24 protein-coding genes and 1 tRNA gene are annotated in these 21,306 nt (G+C 62.6%); 13 read left to right on the top strand and 12 right to left on the bottom strand.

Annotation, left to right across the window (positions count from 1 at the left end):
- Positions 1–207: 207 nt before the first annotated feature.
- Complete coding sequence (locus ON058_RS01580) at positions 208–453, bottom strand: cell division protein CrgA (protein ID WP_274667276.1); 246 nt, start codon at positions 451–453, stop codon at positions 208–210.
- Positions 454–612: 159 nt separating this feature from the next.
- Between ON058_RS01580 and ON058_RS01575 the strand changes: the two genes are divergently transcribed.
- The 11 genes from ON058_RS01575 to ON058_RS01525 all read left to right on the top strand — a co-directional run bounded on the left by ON058_RS01575 (position 613) and on the right by ON058_RS01525 (position 8,976).
- Positions 613–1,398, top strand: a complete 786-nt coding sequence (locus ON058_RS01575) for a class E sortase (protein ID WP_274667275.1) — start codon at positions 613–615, stop codon at positions 1,396–1,398.
- On the top strand, positions 1,395–1,562 hold the full coding sequence (locus tag ON058_RS01570) for a hypothetical protein (RefSeq protein WP_274667274.1): 168 nt from the start codon (positions 1,395–1,397) through the stop codon (positions 1,560–1,562). The genes ON058_RS01575 and ON058_RS01570 overlap by 4 nt, the downstream gene beginning before the upstream one ends.
- Complete coding sequence (locus ON058_RS01565; protein ID WP_274667273.1) at positions 1,559–2,185, top strand: aminodeoxychorismate/anthranilate synthase component II; 627 nt, start codon at positions 1,559–1,561, stop codon at positions 2,183–2,185. The genes ON058_RS01570 and ON058_RS01565 overlap by 4 nt, the downstream gene beginning before the upstream one ends.
- Positions 2,186–2,304: 119 nt before the next feature.
- Positions 2,305–3,387: a polyprenyl synthetase family protein gene (locus ON058_RS01560; RefSeq protein WP_274667272.1), complete on the top strand. Its 1,083-nt coding sequence runs from the start codon at positions 2,305–2,307 to the stop codon at positions 3,385–3,387.
- The gene (locus ON058_RS01555; RefSeq protein WP_274667271.1) at positions 3,384–4,325 is read left to right on the top strand and encodes a squalene/phytoene synthase family protein; all 942 of its coding nucleotides are present in this window, start codon (positions 3,384–3,386) and stop codon (positions 4,323–4,325) included. The genes ON058_RS01560 and ON058_RS01555 overlap by 4 nt, the downstream gene beginning before the upstream one ends.
- Positions 4,322–5,932: a phytoene desaturase family protein gene (crtI, locus tag ON058_RS01550; protein WP_274667270.1), complete on the top strand. Its 1,611-nt coding sequence runs from the start codon at positions 4,322–4,324 to the stop codon at positions 5,930–5,932. The genes ON058_RS01555 and crtI overlap by 4 nt, the downstream gene beginning before the upstream one ends.
- Positions 5,933–5,948: 16 nt before the next feature.
- The gene (locus ON058_RS01545) at positions 5,949–6,263 is read left to right on the top strand and encodes a lycopene cyclase domain-containing protein (RefSeq protein WP_274667269.1); all 315 of its coding nucleotides are present in this window, start codon (positions 5,949–5,951) and stop codon (positions 6,261–6,263) included.
- Positions 6,260–6,595 carry a lycopene cyclase domain-containing protein gene (locus tag ON058_RS01540; RefSeq protein ID WP_274667268.1) on the top strand — a complete coding sequence of 112 codons (336 nt, stop codon included), beginning with the start codon at positions 6,260–6,262 and terminating at the stop codon, positions 6,593–6,595. The genes ON058_RS01545 and ON058_RS01540 overlap by 4 nt, the downstream gene beginning before the upstream one ends.
- On the top strand, positions 6,592–7,494 hold the full coding sequence (locus tag ON058_RS01535) for a prenyltransferase (RefSeq protein WP_274667267.1): 903 nt from the start codon (positions 6,592–6,594) through the stop codon (positions 7,492–7,494). Before ON058_RS01540 ends, ON058_RS01535 begins: the two co-directional genes overlap by 4 nt.
- Positions 7,495–7,600: 106 nt before the next feature.
- Positions 7,601–8,284, top strand: coding sequence for a hypothetical protein (locus ON058_RS01530; RefSeq protein WP_274667266.1), 684 nt, complete (start codon positions 7,601–7,603; stop codon positions 8,282–8,284).
- Positions 8,281–8,976 carry a hypothetical protein gene (locus ON058_RS01525; RefSeq protein WP_274667265.1) on the top strand — a complete coding sequence of 232 codons (696 nt, stop codon included), beginning with the start codon at positions 8,281–8,283 and terminating at the stop codon, positions 8,974–8,976. Before ON058_RS01530 ends, ON058_RS01525 begins: the two co-directional genes overlap by 4 nt.
- A gap of 129 nt (positions 8,977–9,105) precedes the next feature.
- On the opposite strand, the gene pknB is transcribed toward ON058_RS01525, so the two are convergent.
- The 7 genes from pknB to ON058_RS01490 all read right to left on the bottom strand — a co-directional run bounded on the left by pknB (position 9,106) and on the right by ON058_RS01490 (position 17,696).
- Entirely contained in the window at positions 9,106–11,298 is a 2,193-nt protein-coding gene (gene pknB / locus ON058_RS01520) for a Stk1 family PASTA domain-containing Ser/Thr kinase (RefSeq protein ID WP_274667264.1), read from the bottom strand.
- An 89-nt stretch (positions 11,299–11,387) separates the two neighbouring features.
- The gene (locus ON058_RS01515) at positions 11,388–12,329 is read right to left on the bottom strand and encodes a serine/threonine-protein kinase (protein ID WP_274667263.1); all 942 of its coding nucleotides are present in this window, start codon (positions 12,327–12,329) and stop codon (positions 11,388–11,390) included.
- Entirely contained in the window at positions 12,326–13,795 is a 1,470-nt protein-coding gene (locus ON058_RS01510; RefSeq protein WP_274667262.1) for a penicillin-binding protein 2, read from the bottom strand. The genes ON058_RS01515 and ON058_RS01510 overlap by 4 nt, the downstream gene beginning before the upstream one ends.
- Positions 13,796–15,124: an FtsW/RodA/SpoVE family cell cycle protein gene (locus ON058_RS01505; protein ID WP_274667261.1), complete on the bottom strand. Its 1,329-nt coding sequence runs from the start codon at positions 15,122–15,124 to the stop codon at positions 13,796–13,798.
- Positions 15,125–16,465, bottom strand: a complete 1,341-nt coding sequence (locus tag ON058_RS01500; RefSeq protein WP_274667260.1) for a PP2C family serine/threonine-protein phosphatase — start codon at positions 16,463–16,465, stop codon at positions 15,125–15,127. It lies immediately after the preceding gene.
- Position 16,466: 1 nt separating this feature from the next.
- Positions 16,467–16,985, bottom strand: coding sequence for an FHA domain-containing protein (locus tag ON058_RS01495; protein ID WP_274667259.1), 519 nt, complete (start codon positions 16,983–16,985; stop codon positions 16,467–16,469).
- Positions 16,986–16,988: 3 nt separating this feature from the next.
- The gene (locus ON058_RS01490; protein WP_274667258.1) at positions 16,989–17,696 is read right to left on the bottom strand and encodes a DUF3662 and FHA domain-containing protein; all 708 of its coding nucleotides are present in this window, start codon (positions 17,694–17,696) and stop codon (positions 16,989–16,991) included.
- A gap of 48 nt (positions 17,697–17,744) precedes the next feature.
- On the opposite strand from ON058_RS01490, the gene ON058_RS01485 reads away from it, so the two are divergent.
- Positions 17,745–17,828: transfer RNA gene (locus tag ON058_RS01485), tRNA-Leu, on the top strand.
- 315 nt (positions 17,829–18,143) lie between these two features.
- Here the strand turns inward: ON058_RS01485 and ON058_RS01480 are convergent.
- The 4 genes from ON058_RS01480 to ON058_RS01465 all read right to left on the bottom strand — a co-directional run bounded on the left by ON058_RS01480 (position 18,144) and on the right by ON058_RS01465 (position 20,838).
- Positions 18,144–18,380, bottom strand: coding sequence for a hypothetical protein (locus ON058_RS01480; protein WP_274667257.1), 237 nt, complete (start codon positions 18,378–18,380; stop codon positions 18,144–18,146).
- Between the two features lie 3 nt (positions 18,381–18,383).
- Positions 18,384–19,745: an inorganic phosphate transporter gene (locus tag ON058_RS01475; RefSeq protein WP_274667256.1), complete on the bottom strand. Its 1,362-nt coding sequence runs from the start codon at positions 19,743–19,745 to the stop codon at positions 18,384–18,386.
- Positions 19,746–19,810: 65 nt separating this feature from the next.
- Positions 19,811–20,209, bottom strand: coding sequence for a YchJ family protein (locus ON058_RS01470; RefSeq protein WP_274667255.1), 399 nt, complete (start codon positions 20,207–20,209; stop codon positions 19,811–19,813).
- Positions 20,206–20,838, bottom strand: a complete 633-nt coding sequence (locus ON058_RS01465) for a hypothetical protein (protein ID WP_274667254.1) — start codon at positions 20,836–20,838, stop codon at positions 20,206–20,208. Before ON058_RS01465 ends, ON058_RS01470 begins: the two co-directional genes overlap by 4 nt.
- Before the next feature lie 59 nt (positions 20,839–20,897).
- Between ON058_RS01465 and ON058_RS01460 the strand changes: the two genes are divergently transcribed.
- The gene (locus tag ON058_RS01460; protein WP_274667253.1) at positions 20,898–21,302 is read left to right on the top strand and encodes an RNA-binding S4 domain-containing protein; all 405 of its coding nucleotides are present in this window, start codon (positions 20,898–20,900) and stop codon (positions 21,300–21,302) included.
- Positions 21,303–21,306: the final 4 nt, after the last annotated feature.

Below are 21,306 nucleotides of genomic sequence, written 5' to 3'. Positions count from 1 at the left end.
CACTGGTCACATCTGTCACACAGGCCCCACACTTCACATTTATCCGCAGTTGCGGTGTGGAGAACGGTCCCGACCTGTGGACAACTCCCGCACAGACGGGGCCCAATGTGGATAACTCTGGGGAAATGTGAATGACACCGGTGTAGTTATCCCCACCGTTATCCCCATCAGGGGATAACTACATGGGTGTAACTCAGTGCCAAGCGACTACTTCCAGCGCGTCAGGATGGCCATGCCGCCACCCAGGCCAAGGAAGCCCACCACGAGGTTCCAGTCGCTGATCGGCAGCGGCCAGTTGCCACGAGTGATGTAGTAGATGACAATCCACACCACACCGGTGATGAGCAAAGTCAGCGCGGTGGGGATCAGCCACTTGGGGTTCTCTGATTCGGGCTTGCCGATGTTCCGCGGCGCCTTGTAGACGTCCTTGTCGCGCTTCTTCGAAACGGCCACGCTGGTACTCCGATGTCGTTGGGGCCCGCGCACTGCGGGCGTTGCTGGCCCCTAGCGTACCCAAGGGGGTGCTCCCGCACGAAGGAGCGCAGGTACACCTACGTCACCACGGCATCGGCCCTACTCACTGCGGCGGGCCTCGCGTACGCTTAAGGCACCATGACCGCGCCCCCTGACATCGACGAGGCCAGCCACCCTCCCGCGCACGCACGTACGCGCGCGCACCGATGGTCAGTGACGGGCATCCTGGGCGAGCTGCTGATTCTGGCCGGCCTGCTGCTGGGCCTGTTCGTGGTGTGGCAGTTGTTCTACACGGATGTCCAAGGCGACCGTGAGCAGAAAGCCATTGTCGAAAGCCTGGAGTGGGCAGAACCCCCAGCGCAGGTGGACACGGAGAACATCCAGGTCATCCCGGACGACCTCAAGGTCACGGACCGTGACCCCGACACGCGGCCCTCCCCCGGGAACACGGAGACCTTCGCGACCATGATGGTGCCGCGGTGGGGTCAGGACTACGTGAAGCCCATCTCCGAAGGTGTGTCGCGCCCTGAAGTTCTGGATCCGCTCGGGATTGGCCACTATCCCGAGGCCGCGATGCCAGGTGAGGCCGGCAACTTTGCGCTCGCCGGTCACCGCACCACATACGGCAAGCCGTTCCGCCAAGTCGACATCCTTGAGGTGGGCGACAAGCTCATCGTTCAGACCGCGGACATTTGGGCGGTCTACAGCGTGACCGACTGGGAGATTGTGCAGCCCAACGAGTACGACGTCATTGCCCCTACCCCCAGGGACCTTGAGGCAGGCGTGACGGATCGCTTCATCACGCTGACCACGTGTCATCCGTTGTACTCCGTTGCCGAGCGGTGGATTGTGTACGGCGAACTGGACTACTGGGCACCCACCGGCCATGGCGTGCCCGCTGAACTTCTGGAGGTGCCGCAGTGATCTCCACATGGATCTGGTCCAAACTTCCTGGACCTTGGCTGGTCAAGCTCCTGCTGGTGCTCCTGGTGGTGGCGGCTGTAGTGCTGATGCTGTTTGAATGGGTTTTTCCGTGGGTCTCGGAGTCGTTGAACGTCCAGGACCCCACGCTCGTGGAGGAAACATGACGCGGATTTTGGTGGTCGACAACTACGACTCGTTCGTCTACACCATCGTGGGCTACTTGCGCCACATGGGGGCGGACACCACGGTGGTCCGCAACGATGCGGTGGCCGATGCCGGCCCGCTCGACGACTACGACGGCGTGCTCGTGTCCCCCGGCCCTGGCACTCCTGCGGAGGCTGGCGCGTCCAACGACGTGATCCGTGAATGCGCACGCACCGGCACCCCCATGTTGGGTATCTGCTTGGGTCACCAGGCGCTTGCTGAGGTGTATGGCGGCGTGGTGAGCCACGCCCCCGAACTGATGCATGGCAAAACCTCTGACGTGACGCATGACGGGGCATCGGTCCTGGTGGGCTTGCCGTCTCCGTTTACGGCGACGAGGTATCACTCGCTTGCGGTAGAGCAGGACACCGTACCGGCTGAGCTGGAAGTCACGGCTCGGACGGACAACGGGATCATCATGGGGTTGAAGCACAAGGATTTGCCGTTGCATGGCGTGCAGTTCCATCCGGAGTCGGTACTCACGGAGGGTGGTCACCGGCTGTTGGCGAACTGGCTTGAGGTGTGTGGAATGCCCGATGCTGAGGCGCGTTCGGCGGGCCTGTCGCCGCTGCTGCGGAAGTAGTTTTAGGCGGGAGTTGCCCGGCTGGTGCGGCGCGTCGTGTGCCTGGGACCGGGCAAAGCCGATATCCTGGTCAGACCTGGAGGAATATCTCCGACTTTACGGAGGTTTGACTGTTCATCATGTCTGCTCTTCTCACCGCCGAGTCCTTGAGAACCACTGTCGAGTCCCACGTCCCGGCAGTGCACGAGGCGTTGCTTGCCCACGTGGATCAGGCTCGTACCGGGATGCCGGTGGCCGCCCCCGACTACGCCCAACTGTGGGATTACCTGGGCGCTCAGTTTCATGGGGGAAAGAATCTGCGTCCCACGCTGACTCTTGCGGCCTACCTGGGTTTGGGTGGGGATGATCCGGATGCGGTGATTCCCGTGGCCGCTGCCATGGAGATGTTGCACACGGCGATGCTGGTGCATGACGACATCCTTGACCACGACGAGGTACGCCGCGGTAAGCCGAACATCGCTGGCTTGCGCCGTGCCGAGTTGCGGGCGGCCGGACACAGCCCCGACAAGGTTGACGATCAGGTGTTGGCGGCAGCGCTGCTGGGTGGGGACTTGGCGCTGTCGAGTTCATATGACTTGATCTTGAGGTCCAATCTTCCGGCGCACCACCGGGTGGCGTGCATGGAGCTCATCACGCGGGCGATCCGTTCCACGATTGCTGGTGAACTGCTCGATGTGTATGGCGACCTCACGCCGGTGGAGCAGGCGGATCCACTGCTGGTGTCCGCGTTGAAGACTGCCTGGTATTCGTGTGTGGTGCCGTTGCTTGCTGGCGCCACGCTTGCGGGCGCTGACCCCACCATGCTGGGGCATTTGGAACGTTTGGGGCTCGCCCTGGGGGTGTCGTTCCAACTGATTGATGACGACCTGGGTGTGTTCGGCACGAGTGAGGTGACGGGCAAGTCCACCCTGACGGATTTGCGTGCAGGCAAGCGCACCGAACTGATTCGGTTGGGCTTTGAGCGGGCCGATGCCGCACAGACCGCGGTGTTGGAGCGGCACTTGGGTGACCCCGAGTTGGATGAGGCGGGTGCCGCCCAGGTGCGTGACGTGCTGGTGCAGACAGGGGCGCGAGAGGCGGCGTTGCGGTTGTCGAGGCGGCGGGCGCGTGAGGCGACTCGGATTGCTGCGGAACGCATTCCTGCCCCATTGAGTGGATATCTGGTGGGGTTCATTGCGGCTCTCCAGGGCCGCGTCTCATGAGTGGTAGGCATCACGACAACGAGACGTCGCTTGAACTGTTTGATGAGGCCTCCCAAGCGGCCGCCGCACAGGTGATTGCGCGGTATTCCAGCAGTTTTGGGATGGGCGCCAAGCTGTTGCCCCGAGCGATGCGCGTTCACATTGCCTCGGTGTACGCGATGGTGCGGGTAGCTGATGAAGTGGTGGACACGTACCGCGGCGAGGATGCGGGCGAGGTGCTTGCCGGCTTTGAGGCTCAAGTGCACCGGGCCATGAGTGGGCGGTTTTCCCCGGATGTGATTGCGCATGCGTTTGGTGTGACGGCGCGTGCAGTGGGCATTGATCGTTCCATGGTGGACCCGTTCTTTGCGTCAATGCGTATGGACCTGACCGATACCGAGCATGACGCGGAATCGTTTGCGCAGTACGTGCACGGGTCCGCTGAAGTGGTGGGGGAGATGTGCTTAGCGGTGTTCATGAACACTGGCCGTGCGCCTCAGCCTGTGCCTGAGCATGTGCGGTCGGGGGCGCGCCGCTTGGGTGCGGCGTATCAGAAGGTGAACTTCCTGCGCGATCTGGGCTCTGACTATGAGGAGCGCGGACGCACCTACTTCCCGGATGTGGATGTGCCCACGATGACGGACGCTGATGTGGCGCGGCTGACTGCGGACTGCCGGGCGGACATCGCCGCGGCAAAGGTCACGCTTCCCGAGCTGCCGCAGCGGCCCCGTGCCGCGGTCGCGACCACGGTGGCGATCTTTGAGGACCTGTTGGCCAGGATCGAGGCCACGCCTGCCCAGGAGTTGGTGGCGACTCGAGTTCGTGTCCCACTGCCGGTGAAGGCCCGCCATGCGGCCCTGAGTTGGTGGAACGAGCGGGCCCGAGCCAAGGCAGCGGACGCCAGCACGGGGAATGCCGCTGCTGGGACGGCCGAGGCCGGAGCGGAGCCGCGGTCATGACTGAACGCGTGGTGGTCGTGGGCGGTGGTGTGGCCGGGTTGGCGACGGCTGCACTGTTGGCGCGCGGTGGGGCGCACGTGACGCTGCTGGAGCGGCACGATGAGGTGGGTGGCCGGGCTGGCCGCCTGGAGGTTGACGGGTTCACGTTTGATACGGGTCCGTCCTGGTATCTCATGCGTGAGGCGTTTGAGCACTTCTTTGCGTTGCTGGGCCGGGATGTGTCCCAGGAGCTCGAGTTGGTGGATTTGGAGACGCGTTACCGGGTGTTCTTTGAAGGGCACAGGGATCCTCTTGACATCACTGTGGATGCGGAGCGCAACTGGGCTGCGTTTGATGCGTTGAGTCCTGGTGATGGCGCGGCAATGCGGGCGTATGCGGCGCGTGCGGGGGATCGTTACCGGCTGGCATTGGACAAGTTCTTGTATACGACGTTCGAGCGGCCTACGCGGTCGCTGGATGCGCAGACGGTGCGCCGGCTGCCTGAACTGGCGGGGCTTCTCACCCAATCGTTGCAGGGGTCCATTGAGAAGTCTGTGGCGGATCCGCGTTTGCGTCAGGTCTTGGGCTTCCACGCGGTGTTCTTGGGGTCCGCACCGGAACGGTTGCCAGCGTTGTTCTCCCTCATGAGTCACCTGGATTTGGATGAGGGCGTCAGCTATCCCAAGGGCGGCCTGTATGCGGTCGTGGAGGCCCTTGCGCGGGTGGCGCAGGATGAGGGCGTCGAGATCCGTACCGGGGCAACGGTGACGCGGATTCGGGTGGACCGTGGCCGTGCGACGGGTGTGGAACTGGCGGACGGGACTGTGGTGGATGCTGCCGCGGTGGTCTCTGGGGCAGACATGCATCACACGGAGACAGCCTTGTTGGAGCCACAGTTCCAGTCGCGGCCGGAGCGGACGTGGCGGCATAAGCGACCTGGTGTGAGTGCGTTGTTGGTGATGGCGGGAGTGGAAGGTGAGCTGCCAGAACTTGCTCATCACACGCTGCTGTTTACGCGTGACTGGGAGTCCAACTTCACGGCCATCATGGATGACCTCACGGTTCCTGATCCCGCGTCCATCTACCTGTCACGCACCACCGCCACTGATCCCACGACCGCTCCCCCAGGCCACGAAAACCTGGTGATGCTGGTGCCGTTCCCCTCCGACCCGTCGTTGGGTGCCACGGCCCGTTCCCGCGCCAACCTGGACGCGAGCATCGGCCGGTATCTCACTCAGGTGGGCGAGTGGGCGCAGATTCCGGACCTGCCTGCACGCACGTCCATCAAGAAGGTGTTGAACCCGCATTATTTTGCGACCGAGCTGAATGCGTGGCGTGGGGGTGCGTTGGGCCTGGAACACAGCCTGCGGCAGTCCGCGATGTTCCGCCCGTCCAACGTGTCAAGCAAGGTGTCGAACCTGCTGTACGCGGGGGCGTCGACTGCGCCGGGCATTGGAGTGCCGATTTGTTTGATCTCTGCAGAGTTGGTGGCCAAGCGGCTGCTGGGTGCCACAGGGCCATCGCCGCTCAACACGCCGCTGCCGCACGGGTACCTGGCCCGTTCGCGTAGGACCGATGCATGGGGCGCGCTGGCACGTGACCTTGCCGCACAGACGGAAACCGTGTGATGGCGGGCGTGCGCTGATGCAGTGGGCGTACCTTGCGGGCCTGGTGGTGAGCCTGGCCGGATTGGGGACTCTGGACTGGCGTTACCGGGTGGCGCTGTTCGCTGAGCCAGTGAGGACCGTGGTGACGCTCGCGCTTTCCGTGGTGGTGTTTCTGGTGTGGGACTTCATTGGCGTGGGGTTGGGGATTTTCTTCATTGGTGACACCGAGTATTTGTCCGGCCTGACTATCGCGCCCGAGGTTCCTGTGGAGGAAGTGTTCTTCCTGACGTTGTTGACGTATCAAACCTTGTTGTTGTGGCGGGCGTTTGCACGGCGTAGGGAGACCGCATGACGTATGTGATCCTGTCGGCCGTGGTGCTGGCGTTGCTGGTGGTGGCGTGCCTGCCAGTGTTGAGACGGGTCGCGTTAGGGCCATTGGTGTGGACTCTGGTGGTGCTGGTGGTCCTGACCGTGGTGTTCGACAACGTGATTGTGGGGCTCGGGATCGTCGGCTACGACGAGGACCTGATCTGGGGCGTCCGCATGCCCATCGCCCCGGTCGAAGACCTGGCTTACGCCATCGGCGCGGTCATCGTGGTGCCCACACTGTGGATTCTGGCCGCACGAATCCCCGGCGTGCGCCGGTCGCACCAGAGCCCTGACCCCAAGCGAGCCGACGCATGAGCGATACCCGCACCACCGCGACCCTGGCCGCCATAGTGCGGTCTTCCCGGCCCGTGAGCTGGATCAACACCGCATACCCGTTTGCTGCGGGCTACCTGATGGTGACTCGGGACGTGGACGCGACACTCATCGTGGGCACCCTGTTTTTCTTGATTCCCTACAACCTGCTGATGTACGGCATCAATGACGTGTTCGACTACGAGTCCGACCTGGCCAACCCCCGCAAGGGCGGCATCGAGGGCGATGTGGTGCGGGACCGCACTGCAGCGGCTCGCATTCACCGCGCCATCCTCATCGCGTGCGTCATCACCGTGGTGCCGTTCATGGTGTGGCTGCTGTTCGCCGGAGACGCGTGGGCCGCTGTGACCCTGGTGTTGGTGGTGTTCGGCGTGGTGGCCTACTCCGCGCCGGGCCTACGGTTCAAAGAGAAGCCGTTCCTTGACTCGTTGACCTCGGCGCTACATTTTGCAGGACCGTTGCTGTATGCCCTGGTGTTGACGGGACAGCCGCTCGACGGGGCCAGCGTATGGCCCGCGTGGGTGGCGTTCATCCTGTGGGGCATGGCGAGCCACGCCTTTGGCGCCGTGCAAGATGTCCGTGCGGATCGTGCCGGAGGGATCGGCTCCGTTGCGACCGTCATTGGTGCTCGCGCCACAGTGAGGGTCGCAGTTGCGCTGTATGTAGTCGCGTCCGCAGTGCTGCTGACGCTCCCCTGGCCCGGTGCCATCGCCGCCGCGCTTCCGTTGGCGTATGTGGCGTCCACCGCACGCTTCTGGAATGTCACCGACGACACGTGCGAGGCCGCAAACCGCGGCTGGAAGACATTCCTGTGGCTCAACCAACCTGTGGGATTCGTTGTCACCGTACTGCTGATCGTGATCTGGAACGGCTGGGCGTAGCGCACTGAGACTGCATCTGTGCTTTGGTGTCGGTGGGTCCGACCGCCGTGAGGCTTTGTTTGAGTCCCCTAGAGGCGAAGAAAGTCGACTGAGTAATCTATCTGCCATGAAGTTGAGGCCTGATTTTCATGAGTCGTGGGATGCGGTGGACGCTAAGTTCGATCAGTTCATCGCGTCTATCCCTGAACGGCGCGAACAGTTGAGGGAACTCATGGCTAGTACTGGCGGTCCTGAGCTCGACGGGACCCCCGCTAGTTTGCAACTGCTCAACGACTGGTCGATCGAGTTTGGGCTGTCTGATCAGGACGACGGCATGGATTGGTGGCCACTGTGGCTTTACCGCATGACGCCAGAGGAACAAGCCCAAAAGCGCACGATCCCAGTGCCAGACAAGGTTTACCGACTCTGGGAGCTCACGGGGATCTACTTCGCAGACATGTGCCTCGCACAGGACCCCAGCCTTCAATGGGTCTGCTGGCGCGGCAGTCACCGCATTGATATCAAGAACGCCCGGTTCATCCTCGACCAAGGCCTTCTGCACGAGCCGTTGGATCCCCTCACACTGGGAAACGTCGGAGTTATTCGCACCATCAGCCAACGGGAGTTGCGCCCGGATTTAGCCCACCCCAATCCCAACCAGCTCTATGACTGGTTTAGCCGTTGGGTGAACCAGCGTCACGAGTTGTATGAGACCAAGTCACGTTCTTGGCAGGCCGCTCCCACCGGTAGACGTGCGAACAAGCGCATCGGCCGTCATCCTGGTGACTTTGGACAGAACCACCTGCCATGAAGTTGAGGCCTGATTTTCACGAGTCGTGGGATGCGGCGGATGCTGCGTTTGAGCAGTTTCTGACGACGGTTCCTGAGCGTCGTCAGCAGTTGCGTGACCTGATGGCGAGAACTGGGGGGCCGGAGCTGGATGGGTCGGCGCAAAGCCTGAATGACTTGAGTGACTGGTCGATCGAGTTTGGGCTGTCGGATCAGGATGACGGCATGGATTGGCGTCCGTTGTGGTTGTATTGGCCGACTCCTGAGGAGTTGGCGTTGAAGCATAATCCGCCGTTGCCTGACCGGTTGTATCGGTTGTGGGAGTTGACTGGCATCTATTTGGCTGACATGTATCTTGCGCATGACCCTACGTTGCAGTGGGTCTGCTGGAGAAGCAATGGTCGGATCGATATCAAGAACGCGCGGTTTTTGCTGGACCAAGGCCTTCAGTATGAGCCATTGGATCCACTTCAGGTGGGCAACATTGGGATTATTAGTGCGTACAAAGGGGTGTACCAGCCCACTGCTTTGAACTTGAACAACAAGCCCCCAGACCGGAACCGTCTTTACAATTGGTATACCCGTTGGGTGAATCAGCGTCACGAGTTGTATGAGACTAAGCCGCGTTCTTGGCAGGCCGCTCCCACGGGGCGTAAGGCGAACAAGCGCATCGGCCATCATCCTGGTGACTTTGGACAGAACCACCTCCCATGAGACTGAGGCCGTCCGCTCACGTGCTGTGAGACAAAGCCGCCACGAACCGTGACACACCGCTGGGACAAGCGAAAGGGCCGGTGCTGCGAGATTGCTCGCGGCACCGGCCCTGTGTGTTTCACTTCGCCATTACGGCGTTGCGGTCACCGTAGGTTCTGGCTCCGGCTCCGGCTCAGTATCCGGTCCCTGCGACAACACCAAGGTCACAACCGTGTCCGGCGCCACCTGTGTTCCAGGGTTCGGGTTCTGTGAGATCACTGCACCCGCAGGAATGTTGTTCGAGAACTGCGGGGTGCCGTAGTTGAAGCTCAACCCCAGCGTGCCCAGTTCGCGTTCAGCCTCAGCTTGGCTACGTCCCGTGACATCCGGGATCGTCACCAGCGACGGCTTCACCGCGACGTCAAGCTCCACCGTGCTGCCCTGCTCCACCGTGCCGGGGTTCGGGCTCTGCGACAGCACAGTGCCCTCATCCACGGAGTCATCCTCCACGTCAGTAATCGACGGGATCAGACCCAGGCCTTGGAGTTCGGCCCGCGCGCGGTCCTCATCCATGCCCACCAGGTCCGGCAGTTCAACCTCACCGGACGCCACATAGAGCGTGATGGCAGTGTCGGGTGCGACACTCTCGCCCTCCGCAGGGTCGGTCTCGACAACGCGGCCCTTCTCCATGTCGGGATCGTCCACCGTCTGAACGTCACCGACCCGCAGGCCAGCTTCCTCGATCGCGAGACGCGCCGCTTCCTGAGTCTTGCCGCGCACGGACGGAACCTCAAGAGCATCGGGGCCGGAGGACACGGTCAGTGTGACCGTGGGCGCCTCAGCAGGGGCTTCCGTTGCAGCGAGGTTCTGCCCCGCAGCAAGTGCCAAGGCCTGGCCGCTGGCTGGGATTTCCAGTTCAGTGTTCGGCTCCGGGTCCGTGCTGACGACAAACCCTGCCTCGACATCCGTGCTCGCGGCGTAGGTCACTTCAGCGACCAAGCCCAGATCCTCGATCTGGGCTACCGCCTCAGCCTCTTCCAGCCCCACCACGTTAGGCACGGACACCGTGGTGCTTTCCGCAGGCTCCTCGCCCCCGGACAGCAAAATCCACAGCACAATGATGATGGCCAACAGTGCAGCGCCACCAAGCGACGACCACAAAATGATCTTGCGCTTACGCTCGGCGTCCTCATCGACCAAGTCATGCTCACCCGTGACGGGCACAGAGGAGGTCTGCGGTGGTGGCACGGAACCACCTGCGGCACCGCCACCCATGACGTCACCCCACGCCTGTTGCTGGCTGGGAGACATCACTTCCGTCGCGTTTGTTTCGGGGCCAGGGGTCACGGGCATTGCCTGAGTAGGCTGCTCCGCGATCTCTTCCGGCGTCATCCCGCCGGCCATAGCCGCTCCCGCAACAGCGCCTGCTGCGGCTCCGGCAGCGACGCCACCGACCGCAACTGCACCCGTGGACGGGCTGACCGTTCCGCCACCCAAGACGGCACGCAAGTCGGACAGGAACTCCTGCGCCGTCGAGTAGCGGGCATCACGGTTCTTCGCGAGCGACCGCAGCACCACCTGGTCCAGCTGGCGCGGCACATCGGACGCGAACTGCGACGGTGCTGGCGGCTCTTCACGCACGTGCTGGTAAGCCACTGAGACGGGGGAGTCACCAATAAACGGAGGACGGCCCGTCAACAGTTCAAACAGCAAGCAGCCCGTGGAGTACAGATCGGAGCGAGCATCCACAGTCTCGCCGCGCGCCTGCTCAGGCGACAGGTACTGGGCTGTTCCCACGACTGCCTGGGTTTGCGTCACCGTGTTGCCAGCATCGGCCAATGCGCGCGCAATACCAAAGTCCATGACCTTCACGGCGCCCGTGGGAGTCAACATCACGTTCGCAGGCTTGATATCCCGGTGGACCAGCCCAGCGTGGTGCGCATAGTCGAGCGCCGTCAGCACGCCGGACGCGATCTCCACGGCCTCGTCGATGGGCGCCGCTACATCGCCCTTAAGGATGTCACGGACGGTGTGACCCTCGACGTACTCCATGACGATGTACGGCACGGCCTGCGGGTTCCCATCAGGGCCGGTGGTGTGTTCCTCACCGGTGTCATACACGGCGACGATCGCGGGGTGGTTCAGACCCGCAGCCGCCTGCGCCTCACGCCGGAACCGCGTCTGGAAGGACGGGTCGCGCGCAAGGTCAGCGCGCAGAATCTTGATGGCGACAGTACGGCCGAGGCGAGTGTCATAGCCGATGTGCACTTCGGCCATGCCGCCGCGTCCGATGAGGTCGCCGATCTCGTAACGGCCGCCCAGGATCTTCGCTTGGTCGTTCATATGTCCTTCAGTCTTCCACGTCACATGTGCGTGTCTCGGGTGACATTGTTGCACTTGCGTAGATTTGGCTGTCTTTGGTCATGGTCTAGCTACCGTCCTCGTGGAACATCGGGACGGGGTCGAAACGATTTGGGGGCGATGCTCGGGGGCATCTTGCGCGCCGGGGTGCGCGTAGGTTCGGGGTCCGCTGGCACCACGATGGGAACAGCACCGTCAGGCAGGTCCAGCGCCTCGATGCGTTCCGCGAGACCCTTAGCCGAGCGGGGACGCTTGCGGGGGTTCTTCTCCAGCAGGTCCATGATGAGTTCCGCCATTGCGGGGGAGACGGTGTCCGGCAGCGGTGGCACGTCCTCATTGACGTGAGCAATCGCGATGTCCACCGCTGTCGCGGCGGTGAACGGGCGCTTCCCCACTACACATTCGTACGCAATGATTCCCAACGCGTAAAGGTCCGATGCCGGGGTTGCGGGCTTACCCAACGCCATCTCCGGCGCTAGGTACTGGGCGGTCCCCATCACCATTCCGGTTTGGGTGAGGGTGGTTTGGTCGTGGCTGCGGGACACCCCAAAGTCAGTGATCTTGACCCTGTCGCCTTCACGCACGATGAGGTTCCCGGGCTTCACATCTCGATGCATGATGCCAGCATCGTGAGCCACCTGCAGGCCGCGCGCGGTTTGCGCGAGCAGCGTGCCGATGCGGCGCTCGGGAAGAGTCTTCTCGCGTTCGATGACTGTGGACAACGGTTCGCCCTCGACCAGTTCCATCACCAGATACGCGGTGCGGTCCTGATCGCCGTAGTCAAAAACCTGCGCAATGTTGTCGTGCACCAGCCCAGCCGCATTGCGGGCCTCATTACGGAACCGCTTGAGGAAAGTGTCATTGGACGCGGCATCGGGCTTCAACACCTTCACCGCAACAGGACGGCCCAAGTCCGAGTCCTCGCCACGCCACACCTCGCCCATGCCGCCCACAGCAAGCAGGGAACGCAACACATAGCGTCCGCCCAAGGTGGTGCCCGAATGAATGCTCACAGGTCACCCTCCCGTTCCAGCCGGATCGCTTCCTCCATCACGGCCTTCGCAATCGGAGCGGCTACCGCTCCACCCGTGGCCTCGTCACCGACCGAACCGCCGTTCTCGACGATCACCGCCAAGGCCACCACCGGATCGTCAGCAGGCGCAAACGACACAAACCACGCGTGAGGGGACGTGTCCTGACCAGTTTCAGCCGTGCCCGTCTTACCGGCAACCTCGACGCCATTGATGCGAGCCGCAGTACCCGTACCGTTGTCGACCACGCCCACCATCATCTCCGTGAGAGTGTTCGCATCCGAACGAGTCATCGCTTCCTTGTAAATCTCCGGTGACGTGACATCCACCACCGTCAGATCAGAAGCACGCACCGTGTCCACAAGATAGGGCTTCATCAGCACGCCATCATTCGCGATGCCTGCAGCAACCATCGCCATCTGCAACGGAGTCGCACGAACGTCGTACTGACCCAATGCGCTCATCGCCGTTTGAGCCTCATTCGGGTTCTCCGGCAGGCGAGACTTCGTCACCGTCAACGGCACCGTGATGCCGTCCGTCCACCCAAAGTCCTCCGCCTTGCGCTGCACCACCGACCACTGCAAATCCATACCCAGATCCGCAAAAGCCGTGTTGCAAGAAATCCGGAGAGCATCGGCCAACGTCATCGAGTCATTCGAAGAACACGCCGCACCCCCGTAGTTCCCGATAGTCCTGGACGTGCCCGGCAAATCCAGTTCCTGCGGCGCATAAAGTTCAGTGTCCGCGTCATAGCCGGCCTCCAACGCTGCCGCCGCATCAATCAGCTTGAACGTGGACCCAGGCGGATAGGTGTCACCCGCAATGGCCCTGTTAATCAGCGGCCCATCCTCGCGGTTCAACAACTCCTGATAGTTCGCGTTCACCTCGGCAGTGTCGTGACCCGCCAACAACGCCGGGTCATACGACGGGCTCGTCACCATCGCCAAAATCTGTCCCGTGCGCGGGTCCAACGCCACCACGGCGCCACGCTGATCACCCAACTGCTCCGTCGCCACCCGCTGCATCGACGCCTTCAACGTCAACTCAATCGACGCGCCCTGCTGCTGCTCACCAGCAAACAAGTTGCCCAACCGCGTCCAGAACAGCGAATCCGCCGTCCCGTTCAACAACTCATTCTCCGTCTGCTCCAACGCAGTCCGGCCATACACAATCGAGTAGAAGCCCGTCGCCGGCGCATACAAAGCACCGTCAGCATAAGTGCGCTGGTAGTTGTACGGATCATCCACTGGAGCCGACCACACAATCGACTCACCATCCACCACAAACGGGCCACGGAAGTTCCCATACTGGCGGTACAACGTACGCACGTTACGCGGATCCTGATTGAGGTCAGACGCATTGATGACCTGAATGAATGAGGCGGACATCATCAGCATCAACACCAGCGTCAACACCACAATGCTCAGGCGGCGTACCGGTTCATTCATTTACGCCACCTCCTCGGACGGTCGTCGGGCCATGTCAGACACACGCAACAACAAAGCGATCACAATCCAGTTCGCCAGCAACGACGAACCTCCATACGCGAGGAACGGCGCTGTGAGGCCTGTCAACGGAATCACCCGCGTCACGCCACCCACCACAATGAAGACCTGAATCGCCATCGCGAAACCCAGACCCGAGGCAAGCAGCTTGCCGAACCCATCCCGCACCCCAATCGAGGCGCGGAACGCACGCTGCACAATGATCAGGTATAGCGTCAAAATCGCCATCAAGCCGGTGAGCCCCAACTCCTCACCCAACGACGCGATGATGAAGTCAGACTCCGCATACGGCACCAAATCCGGGCGGCCCTCACCCAAACCAGTACCAAACAGCCCCCCAGATGCCATTCCGAACAGGCCGCGCACCAATTGCTCCGACGTGCCCGACGAATACGTGTCCGCATCCAACGCATGCAACCAGGCATCGAACCTAGACCGCACGTGAGGAATCGTGAGCGCCGCCATGGTGCCACCCACCGCAAACAAACCCATACCGGTCAACACCCAGCTGAGACGCTGAGTCGCGACGTACAACATGCCCAGGAAGATCCCAAAGAACAGCAACGATGCGCCCAGGTCACGCTCGTAAACCATGATCAACATCGCGGCCGCCCACACCAGCAACAGCGGTCCCATGTCTCGGGGACGGGGGAAGCGCAGCCCTAAGAACTTGGGACCCGCCAACGCCAACGTGTCACGGTTCGTCACCAGGTAGCCCGCAAAAAACACCACCAGCGCGATCTTCGCGAACTCGCCCGGCTGCATCGAATAACCCAACGCGGAAATCCAGATGCGTGCGCCATTGATGGTGATACCCAAACCAGGCACCAACGGCAGCATGTACAAAATGAGGCCCACCACACCGGCGGTGTACGTGTACCGGCGAAGCTTGCGGTGGTCACGCAACAGCAGCAGCACCGCGATCATCGTGGCGACACCCAACGCCGCCCACGTGATCTGAGCGGTCGCGAAACCCGTGCCCTCCGCCAAGTCGATCCGGTGAATCTCCGCAATGCCCACACCGTTCAACGTGAACACCGCAGGCAGCATCACCGGATCAGCGTTAGGCGCCACGCGATCCAGCACAAAATGCGCGGCAATCATCAACACGGCGGCACCCAGGCCATAGAACGCGATGGCGTCTAGCTCAAGATAAGCCGCGTTGTAGTCCACCAGCGCGCGTGCCAGCACAATGATGACCCACGCCATACCCATGAGCGCGAGTTCAGAGCGGCGCCCAGCGCGCACGCTGATCTCGGAAACAGTAGCCACTTACGCGTCCCCAGCCGATGCGTCGGTAGCGTCAGCACCCGTGGTGGGGCTCGTCGAGGGATCAGCGGATGCGTCGGGATCAGCCGACGCGTCAGGGGAGGCAGAGGACGACGGCTCCGGAGTGGTGATGGGCTCCCCCGCGTTACTGCTGTCCAGCGCCTCCACGATGGCGCGAGCCTCCTCTAAGCTGGCCGCCCTAATCGTGCTCTCCACACGCTGCTGCTGATACGGCGCCAAACTCGCGACCGGCACGTTCGTGTTCTCCAGCATCGTGTGCAAATCCACGAGCGGAAGATCCTGCGGGATGCCCTGATAGATCGCCACATCAATGCCATCAGAACCCACGTAATACTGCTTCTGCGTCCACAGATACGCACCCCACGCACCCACGACCACTACCAGCAGCGCACTGATCGGCAACATCCACGGCCGAACCTTCAACCACGTGCTCGAACCTCGAGAAGGCTCCTCGTCTTCTTCGACTTCCTCACGGGCCGACAACCGGGCAGCCTTCCCCGCCGCAGAGTTACCCCCCGCAGTAGGACGGTGACGATCCCGCGCCACAGAACCCACAATCTGTGAAGCCGTCGACGGACCCACACCATCCGACGCATCAATATCCACCACATCGGCCACAATGCACGTCACATTGTCCGGAGCCCCCGCAGCCAAAGCCAACGACACCAAAGCATCGGCGCAATCCCCCGGATCCGACACCTCCGCCAACGTGTGCTCCAACGTGTCGCGGCTCACCACACCCGACAACCCATCAGAACACAACAGCCACCGATCCCCCGGACGCGTCTCCCGCACCGAAATATCCACCGGCACATCAGCATCCACATCACCCAACACCCGCAGCAACATGGACCGCTTGGGGTGATGCTCAGCATCGGCCGCACTCAACCGGCCCGTATCAATGAGGTGCTGCACAAACGTGTGATCCGCCGTGACCTGATCCAAAATCCCGTCACGCATCAAATAGCCGCGCGAGTCACCAATGTGAGCCATCGACAACGTCGACCCCGCACGCAACAACGCCGTCACCGTGGTGCCAAGCCCCGACAACTCCGGATCATTCGCCGCGCGCTGCACAATCTGCGCATGCGCATCCGCGATCGCTTCCTTCAACTCATCAAGCGCCTCATCCGGCCCATGCGACTCACCATCAAGAGCAGCCAGACGGCCCACCGCAATCGACGACGCAATATCGCCACCCGCAGCACCACCCATGCCATCAGCCACCACCAACAAATGCGGACCCGCATACGCACTGTCCTGGTTGTTGGACCGCACCAAACCCACATCAGACCGGGCCGCAAAGTGCAAAGAGAGGAACACGTCAGCTCCTCAGTTCCAGCGTCGTCGCACCCAGCCGCACCTGATCGCCCCGCTTAAACGGCATCGGATCCCCCACCCGCTGATTGTCTAGGAAGGTGCCATTCGTGGAACCCAAGTCCTCAATCCTCCAGCCATCGTCCTCAGGGAAGATCCGGCAATGCTTAGCGGAGCAGTAGTCGTCATCAATGACCAACGTGCACGTAGGACTCCGCCCAATCAGAATCGGCGCCGTCCCCAACGGAATCGTGGTGCCCTTCAACGGACCCGACACCACCGCCAAATGCCCCACCGCAGCCGACGACGTCGAAATCGAGCCCGTACGAATGCCAGTGGCGGCCCTAGAAGGAGCCGCCACCTTGTTGGCACGGTTATCCGGCTTACGCCGCTCCCGACCACGACCTCGCGTTGTCACCCGCGTCCCATACAGGTCCGCGCGCAGCACCCCAATCGCCGCAAGCACCAATGCCCACAACAGAATCAGGAAGCCAAAACGGAGGAGAGTGATCGAGAGTTCGCTCATGGGCTAGTCATCCTCGTCCGCTGGTACGCCGTCCCAGTACATGATGGTCGTGCGCCCCACCGTAATCGCGTTGCCATCAAGCAGCGTGACTTCGTTGATGCGCTGGTCCTCCACCATCGTGCCATTGGTTGAGCCCAGGTCAGTCAGAATCGTGCCGTGGTCCGTCACTTCGAACCGACAATGTTGACGAGACACCCCCGTGTCATCCACCACAATGTCCGCTTCCTGACCACGACCAATCACCGTCATGTCCCCCGTCAGGTGATAGCGCATGCCATCAATGTCCAGCAGCGGATACCGCGACCGGTGATCCCGCTCCGTCGCAGGAGCCACCGGCCCCCGCGTTGACCGGCTCGTCACCGCAAGCCTGCCCGTATTGAGTGACTCATCCTGCGTGAACTCCACCTTCACCGCACCCACAAACGAGTAACGCTGACGGCTCGCATGATCACGGACCGAATCCTCAATCTCACGCGCAAGCGCCTCATCACCCCACTGTTCGATCGTGTCGAAGTCCGTGGGGGACAAAGAGATGGCGTACTCATTAGGTGCGACCGTACGGCTACGGTCCACAGCGGCTGCGCGTGCGTCACACTCGCGGCGCACAGCGCTCGCAAGCTCCACAGGCTTCACGCCAGACTTGAAGGTCCGCGCGAACGCCCCTTGGACGACGTTCTCCACGCCTTTCTCGAAGCGATCTAGGACTCCCATAGTGAGAATCGTATAGTGCCCTCAAGTCGTGCTAAAGTTGCCCGGCACGCGCGAGTGGCGGAATAGGCAGACGCGCACGGTTCAGGTCCGTGTGCCCGAAAGGGCGTGGGGGTTCAACTCCCCCCTCGCGCACGTGATCAGAAGGCCCCCGGGAAACCGGGGGCCTTCTGCGTTTCTGGGGCGCTGTGGGTGCCGGCGCCGCGTGGTGCGTGGTGCTGGTTGCTGGGTGTGGCCTCGCTCCGGCCCACCTGCGACTGAATGGCGCGCGTGTTCCAAAGTGACTGAGATTCGGTGGCCGATGCGTGGCTCGCCAGCGTGTCGCGCTCGTAGCGCGGTTGGGTCAGTCACTTTGGGACGGCTTGCACAGCGCATGCCGCCCAGCGCCAGGAAAGCACGAAGGCCCCGAGTATGACGCTCAGGGCCTTCGAGAAGGTTCAGGCTGCAGGTTTAGTGACCGCCAGCGGCGATGTAGGCAACCGCGCCCAGGATCGCGATGATGGTGACGCCAAAGCACGTCCATCCGGCGATGAGGCGACCAGTGGAGACCCGGCCAGCCTCGTCACGGGCGCCGGGGCCAGCGATGATGCGGACTCCCAGAGCGAACAGGGCCGGCAGGCCAGCGCCCACCAGGATGCCAAAGATGACGACGTTGGCGAGGGACTGCCATTCAACGAACTCGTTCATGGTCTACTCCTCATCCTTGCGCTTGGACACCACCGGTGCCCCCACCGAGTCGGGGTCCACGTCGGAAGCGGAACTGGTGTCAGCATCGGCGCTCTGAGCCAACTCCGCCTCATAGGCGGCGAGTTCCGCAGCTTCAGCCTGTTCGCGCTTGCGGAGCGCCTTCTTGGCCTTGCGTAGGCGCTTCTTCTTGACGGTCATGGCCTGGGGGGTGTGGCTTGCCACGGACTCGGCGACGAAGGACTCGGACTCTGCGGCGGGGTCCCAGTCGTCGTTCACGTTGGAGTGGTTGACGGGCTTGCGGCGGGACCAAGCGAAGATTCCGCCGGAGACCACCAGCAGCAGACCGAACACCACGTACGAACCAGCGGTGCCGCCGATGAGCAGGTCAAGCCACAGGCACGCTGCACCCACGAGTGCGGCGGCGGGCACGGTGATCATCCAGGCAAGGAACATGCGGCCGGCAACAGACCAGCGGACCGATGCGCCCTTCATGCCCACACCCGAACCCAAGATCGAACCGGTGGCGACGTGGGTGGTGGACAGCGAGTAGCCGAAGTGGCTGGACAGCAGGATCACTGCGGCGGAGGAGGTCTCTGCGGCCATGCCCTGGCGTGATTCCAGCTCCACCAGGCCCTTACCGAGCGTGCGGATCACGCGCCATCCACCGGTGTAGGTACCGATGGCCATGGCAAGCGCACAGGACAGGATGACCCAGAACGGCACTCCGGAGTCTTGCGGAACGGCACCGGCGGCGATGAGGGCCAGCAGGATGATTCCCATGGACTTCTGGGCGTCGTTGGTTCCGTGGGCGAGCGACACAAGCGAAGCGGAGCCGATCTGACCCCAACGGAACATCTTGTCGTTCTGCTCCTGTTCCACGTCGCGCGTGAAACGAGCCACCAACCAGGTACCGATGGTGCCCACCAGGATCGCCACGATGGGCGCCACCAGAGCGGGAATCAGGACCTTCGCGGTCAGGCCAGTCCACAGCACACCTTGAGAGCCCGCGGCCGCGAGGGCGGCACCGACCACACCACCGATGAGGGCGTGGGAGCTACTTGAAGGTATGCCAAAGAGCCAGGTGATGAGGTTCCACACAATGCCGCCTACAAGGCCGGCAAGGACCACCTCAAGGGTCACGATGTTGGCATCGATGATGCCGGTAGCAATAGTGGCAGCCACCGTCAGCGACAGGAAGGCACCCACCAAGTTCAGCGAGGCCGAAAGAAGCACCGCCTGCTTAGGTTTGAGTGCCCGCGTAGCGATCGACGTAGCCATGGCGTTTCCGGTGTCATGGAAGCCGTTGGTGAAGTCGAATGCCAACGCAGTCGCGACGACAAGAACCAGGAGCAAGGGTTCAGTCACGGCATCTATTCTTACCGAAAAGTGAACGGTTCATGCACGTCAGGTAAAGATTTGGCCTGTGAGGCCTAGCTGACGTCCCCGTCGAGGTACAGCCAGCGGCCCTGTTCGAACACAAACCTGCTGGTCTCCCGCATGTTTCCGGCGTGGCCGGCGTCATCCTCAAAGTGTGCTGTGAATTCCACAACTCCATGCGAATCGCCCGGTTTTCCGTCCTCGACAGCCCCCACGGAGAGCCCGCGCCACACCGGTGATCTGAGGTCTCCCACAGGAACATAGGTCTGCGGGTGCCAGGTGTGCTCGAGGTAGGCGGCGTCACGGCGCACATATGCGGTGTACCGGGACCGCATGAGCGCTTCCGCGGTGGGGGCCTCGGCTTCGCGCCGGAGGTAGGGGCGGCAGCAGGCGCTGTACGTCTCGCCGGAGCCACACGGACATGCGGGACCGGAACCGGGGGAAGAGGTCATGCGCTGGGTTCCCGCACCCACTGGCCGCCGTCACGGGTGAAGCCCACGCGCGTCAGGTACGCCTCGTCTTGACCGTCCGCGACGGGCAGTTCCAGACGGCTGAAGCCAGCATCGGCCAGTACCCCGGATTCCCGGTAGACGAACTCTCCTGGGGTGAAGTCGCGGAAGCGTTCCTTCACCCAGTCAAGTTCCACTTCTCCTACTCCGTCACCGCGATCCGCAATGGCGACCACGCCCACGGCTTCGTCGCCACGGACCACCAGGAAGGTGCGGCGGGTGTGGCCGTCGAGGGGGAGGGCGTCAAAGTCGGGCCGATGCTCGCTGATGTCGCGCTCGTGGGTGGCCAAGAGTTGGCGTACGAACGCGTCATCTGTGCTCACGGCGAGGGCTTGGTAGGTGGCGTCGTCGTGGCGTTCGGCGTAGAGGCGACGCAGCCAGTAGATGTCGATCACGGCGATCGCGAAGTTCATGAAGGCGAACGGCCAGACCCCCACGGCCGCGTTGTATGCGGTGGCGATGACTGCACCGATGAAGTTCATCCACCTAAACCGCAACACGCGGGCTTGCATGAGTGAGGCGACGATCAACAGTGATCCGACCCACCCGATGATTTCCAGGATGGTTTGCATGCATTCCAGGCTACGTCTGCTGATGCCGACTGCGTGGGATGCGCGCGTAGCCTAAGACCATGACACCCGCTCCTGAACGCTCCTCCGTGAGAGCCGATGCGTGGGTGTGGGCTGTGCGGTTAGCGAAGACCCGGTCTCAGGCCACGGCGGCGTGCAAGGGTGGGCGTGTGCGCGTCAACGGGGAGAAGGCCAAGCCATCGACCCCAGTGAAGGTGGGCGACCGGGTTGAGGTGACGGTTCCTCATCCGAATGGTCCTGCCGCCCTCAAGATCGTTGAGGCACGGCAGTTGTTGGTGAAACGTGTGGGGGCGTCCGTGGCGGCGCAAGCGTACGTGGATCACAGTCCGCCGCCTCCGCCCAAGGTGGAACGCCCGGCTGCGATCGGTGTGCGTGATCGCGGAACCGGACGTCCCACCAAGAAGGAACGGCGCGAACTGGACCGGCTGCGCGGCCGCCGCTCCTAGGTGC

Origin of the sequence: Demequina sp. B12 (assembly GCF_028823635.1) — a bacterium.
Lineage (GTDB): Bacteria > Actinomycetota > Actinomycetes > Actinomycetales > Demequinaceae > Demequina.
Note: the sequence above shows the minus strand (reverse complement) of the source record. Positions and strands in the feature narration are given on the sequence as shown.

Excerpts from the sequence above, each read along its gene's own strand:
- crtI (WP_274667270.1), top strand. The coding sequence starts at position 4,322 with ATGACTGAACGCGTGGTGGTCGTGGGCGGTGGTGTGGCCGGGTTGGCG.
- ON058_RS01565 (WP_274667273.1), top strand. The coding sequence starts at position 1,559 with ATGACGCGGATTTTGGTGGTCGACAACTACGACTCGTTCGTCTACACC.
- ON058_RS01460 (WP_274667253.1), top strand. The coding sequence starts at position 20,898 with ATGACACCCGCTCCTGAACGCTCCTCCGTGAGAGCCGATGCGTGGGTG.
- ON058_RS01490 (WP_274667258.1), bottom strand. The coding sequence starts at position 17,696 with ATGGGAGTCCTAGATCGCTTCGAGAAAGGCGTGGAGAACGTCGTCCAA.
- ON058_RS01495 (WP_274667259.1), bottom strand. The coding sequence starts at position 16,985 with ATGAGCGAACTCTCGATCACTCTCCTCCGTTTTGGCTTCCTGATTCTG.
- ON058_RS01540 (WP_274667268.1), top strand. The coding sequence starts at position 6,260 with ATGACGTATGTGATCCTGTCGGCCGTGGTGCTGGCGTTGCTGGTGGTG.
- ON058_RS01530 (WP_274667266.1), top strand. The coding sequence starts at position 7,601 with ATGAAGTTGAGGCCTGATTTTCATGAGTCGTGGGATGCGGTGGACGCT.
- ON058_RS01555 (WP_274667271.1), top strand. The coding sequence starts at position 3,384 with ATGAGTGGTAGGCATCACGACAACGAGACGTCGCTTGAACTGTTTGAT.
- ON058_RS01465 (WP_274667254.1), bottom strand. The coding sequence starts at position 20,838 with ATGCAAACCATCCTGGAAATCATCGGGTGGGTCGGATCACTGTTGATC.
- ON058_RS01545 (WP_274667269.1), top strand. The coding sequence starts at position 5,949 with ATGCAGTGGGCGTACCTTGCGGGCCTGGTGGTGAGCCTGGCCGGATTG.
- ON058_RS01480 (WP_274667257.1), bottom strand. The coding sequence starts at position 18,380 with ATGAACGAGTTCGTTGAATGGCAGTCCCTCGCCAACGTCGTCATCTTT.
- ON058_RS01535 (WP_274667267.1), top strand. The coding sequence starts at position 6,592 with ATGAGCGATACCCGCACCACCGCGACCCTGGCCGCCATAGTGCGGTCT.
- pknB (WP_274667264.1), bottom strand. The coding sequence starts at position 11,298 with ATGAACGACCAAGCGAAGATCCTGGGCGGCCGTTACGAGATCGGCGAC.
- ON058_RS01560 (WP_274667272.1), top strand. The coding sequence starts at position 2,305 with ATGTCTGCTCTTCTCACCGCCGAGTCCTTGAGAACCACTGTCGAGTCC.
- ON058_RS01470 (WP_274667255.1), bottom strand. The coding sequence starts at position 20,209 with ATGACCTCTTCCCCCGGTTCCGGTCCCGCATGTCCGTGTGGCTCCGGC.
- ON058_RS01525 (WP_274667265.1), top strand. The coding sequence starts at position 8,281 with ATGAAGTTGAGGCCTGATTTTCACGAGTCGTGGGATGCGGCGGATGCT.
- ON058_RS01510 (WP_274667262.1), bottom strand. The coding sequence starts at position 13,795 with ATGAATGAACCGGTACGCCGCCTGAGCATTGTGGTGTTGACGCTGGTG.
- ON058_RS01575 (WP_274667275.1), top strand. The coding sequence starts at position 613 with ATGACCGCGCCCCCTGACATCGACGAGGCCAGCCACCCTCCCGCGCAC.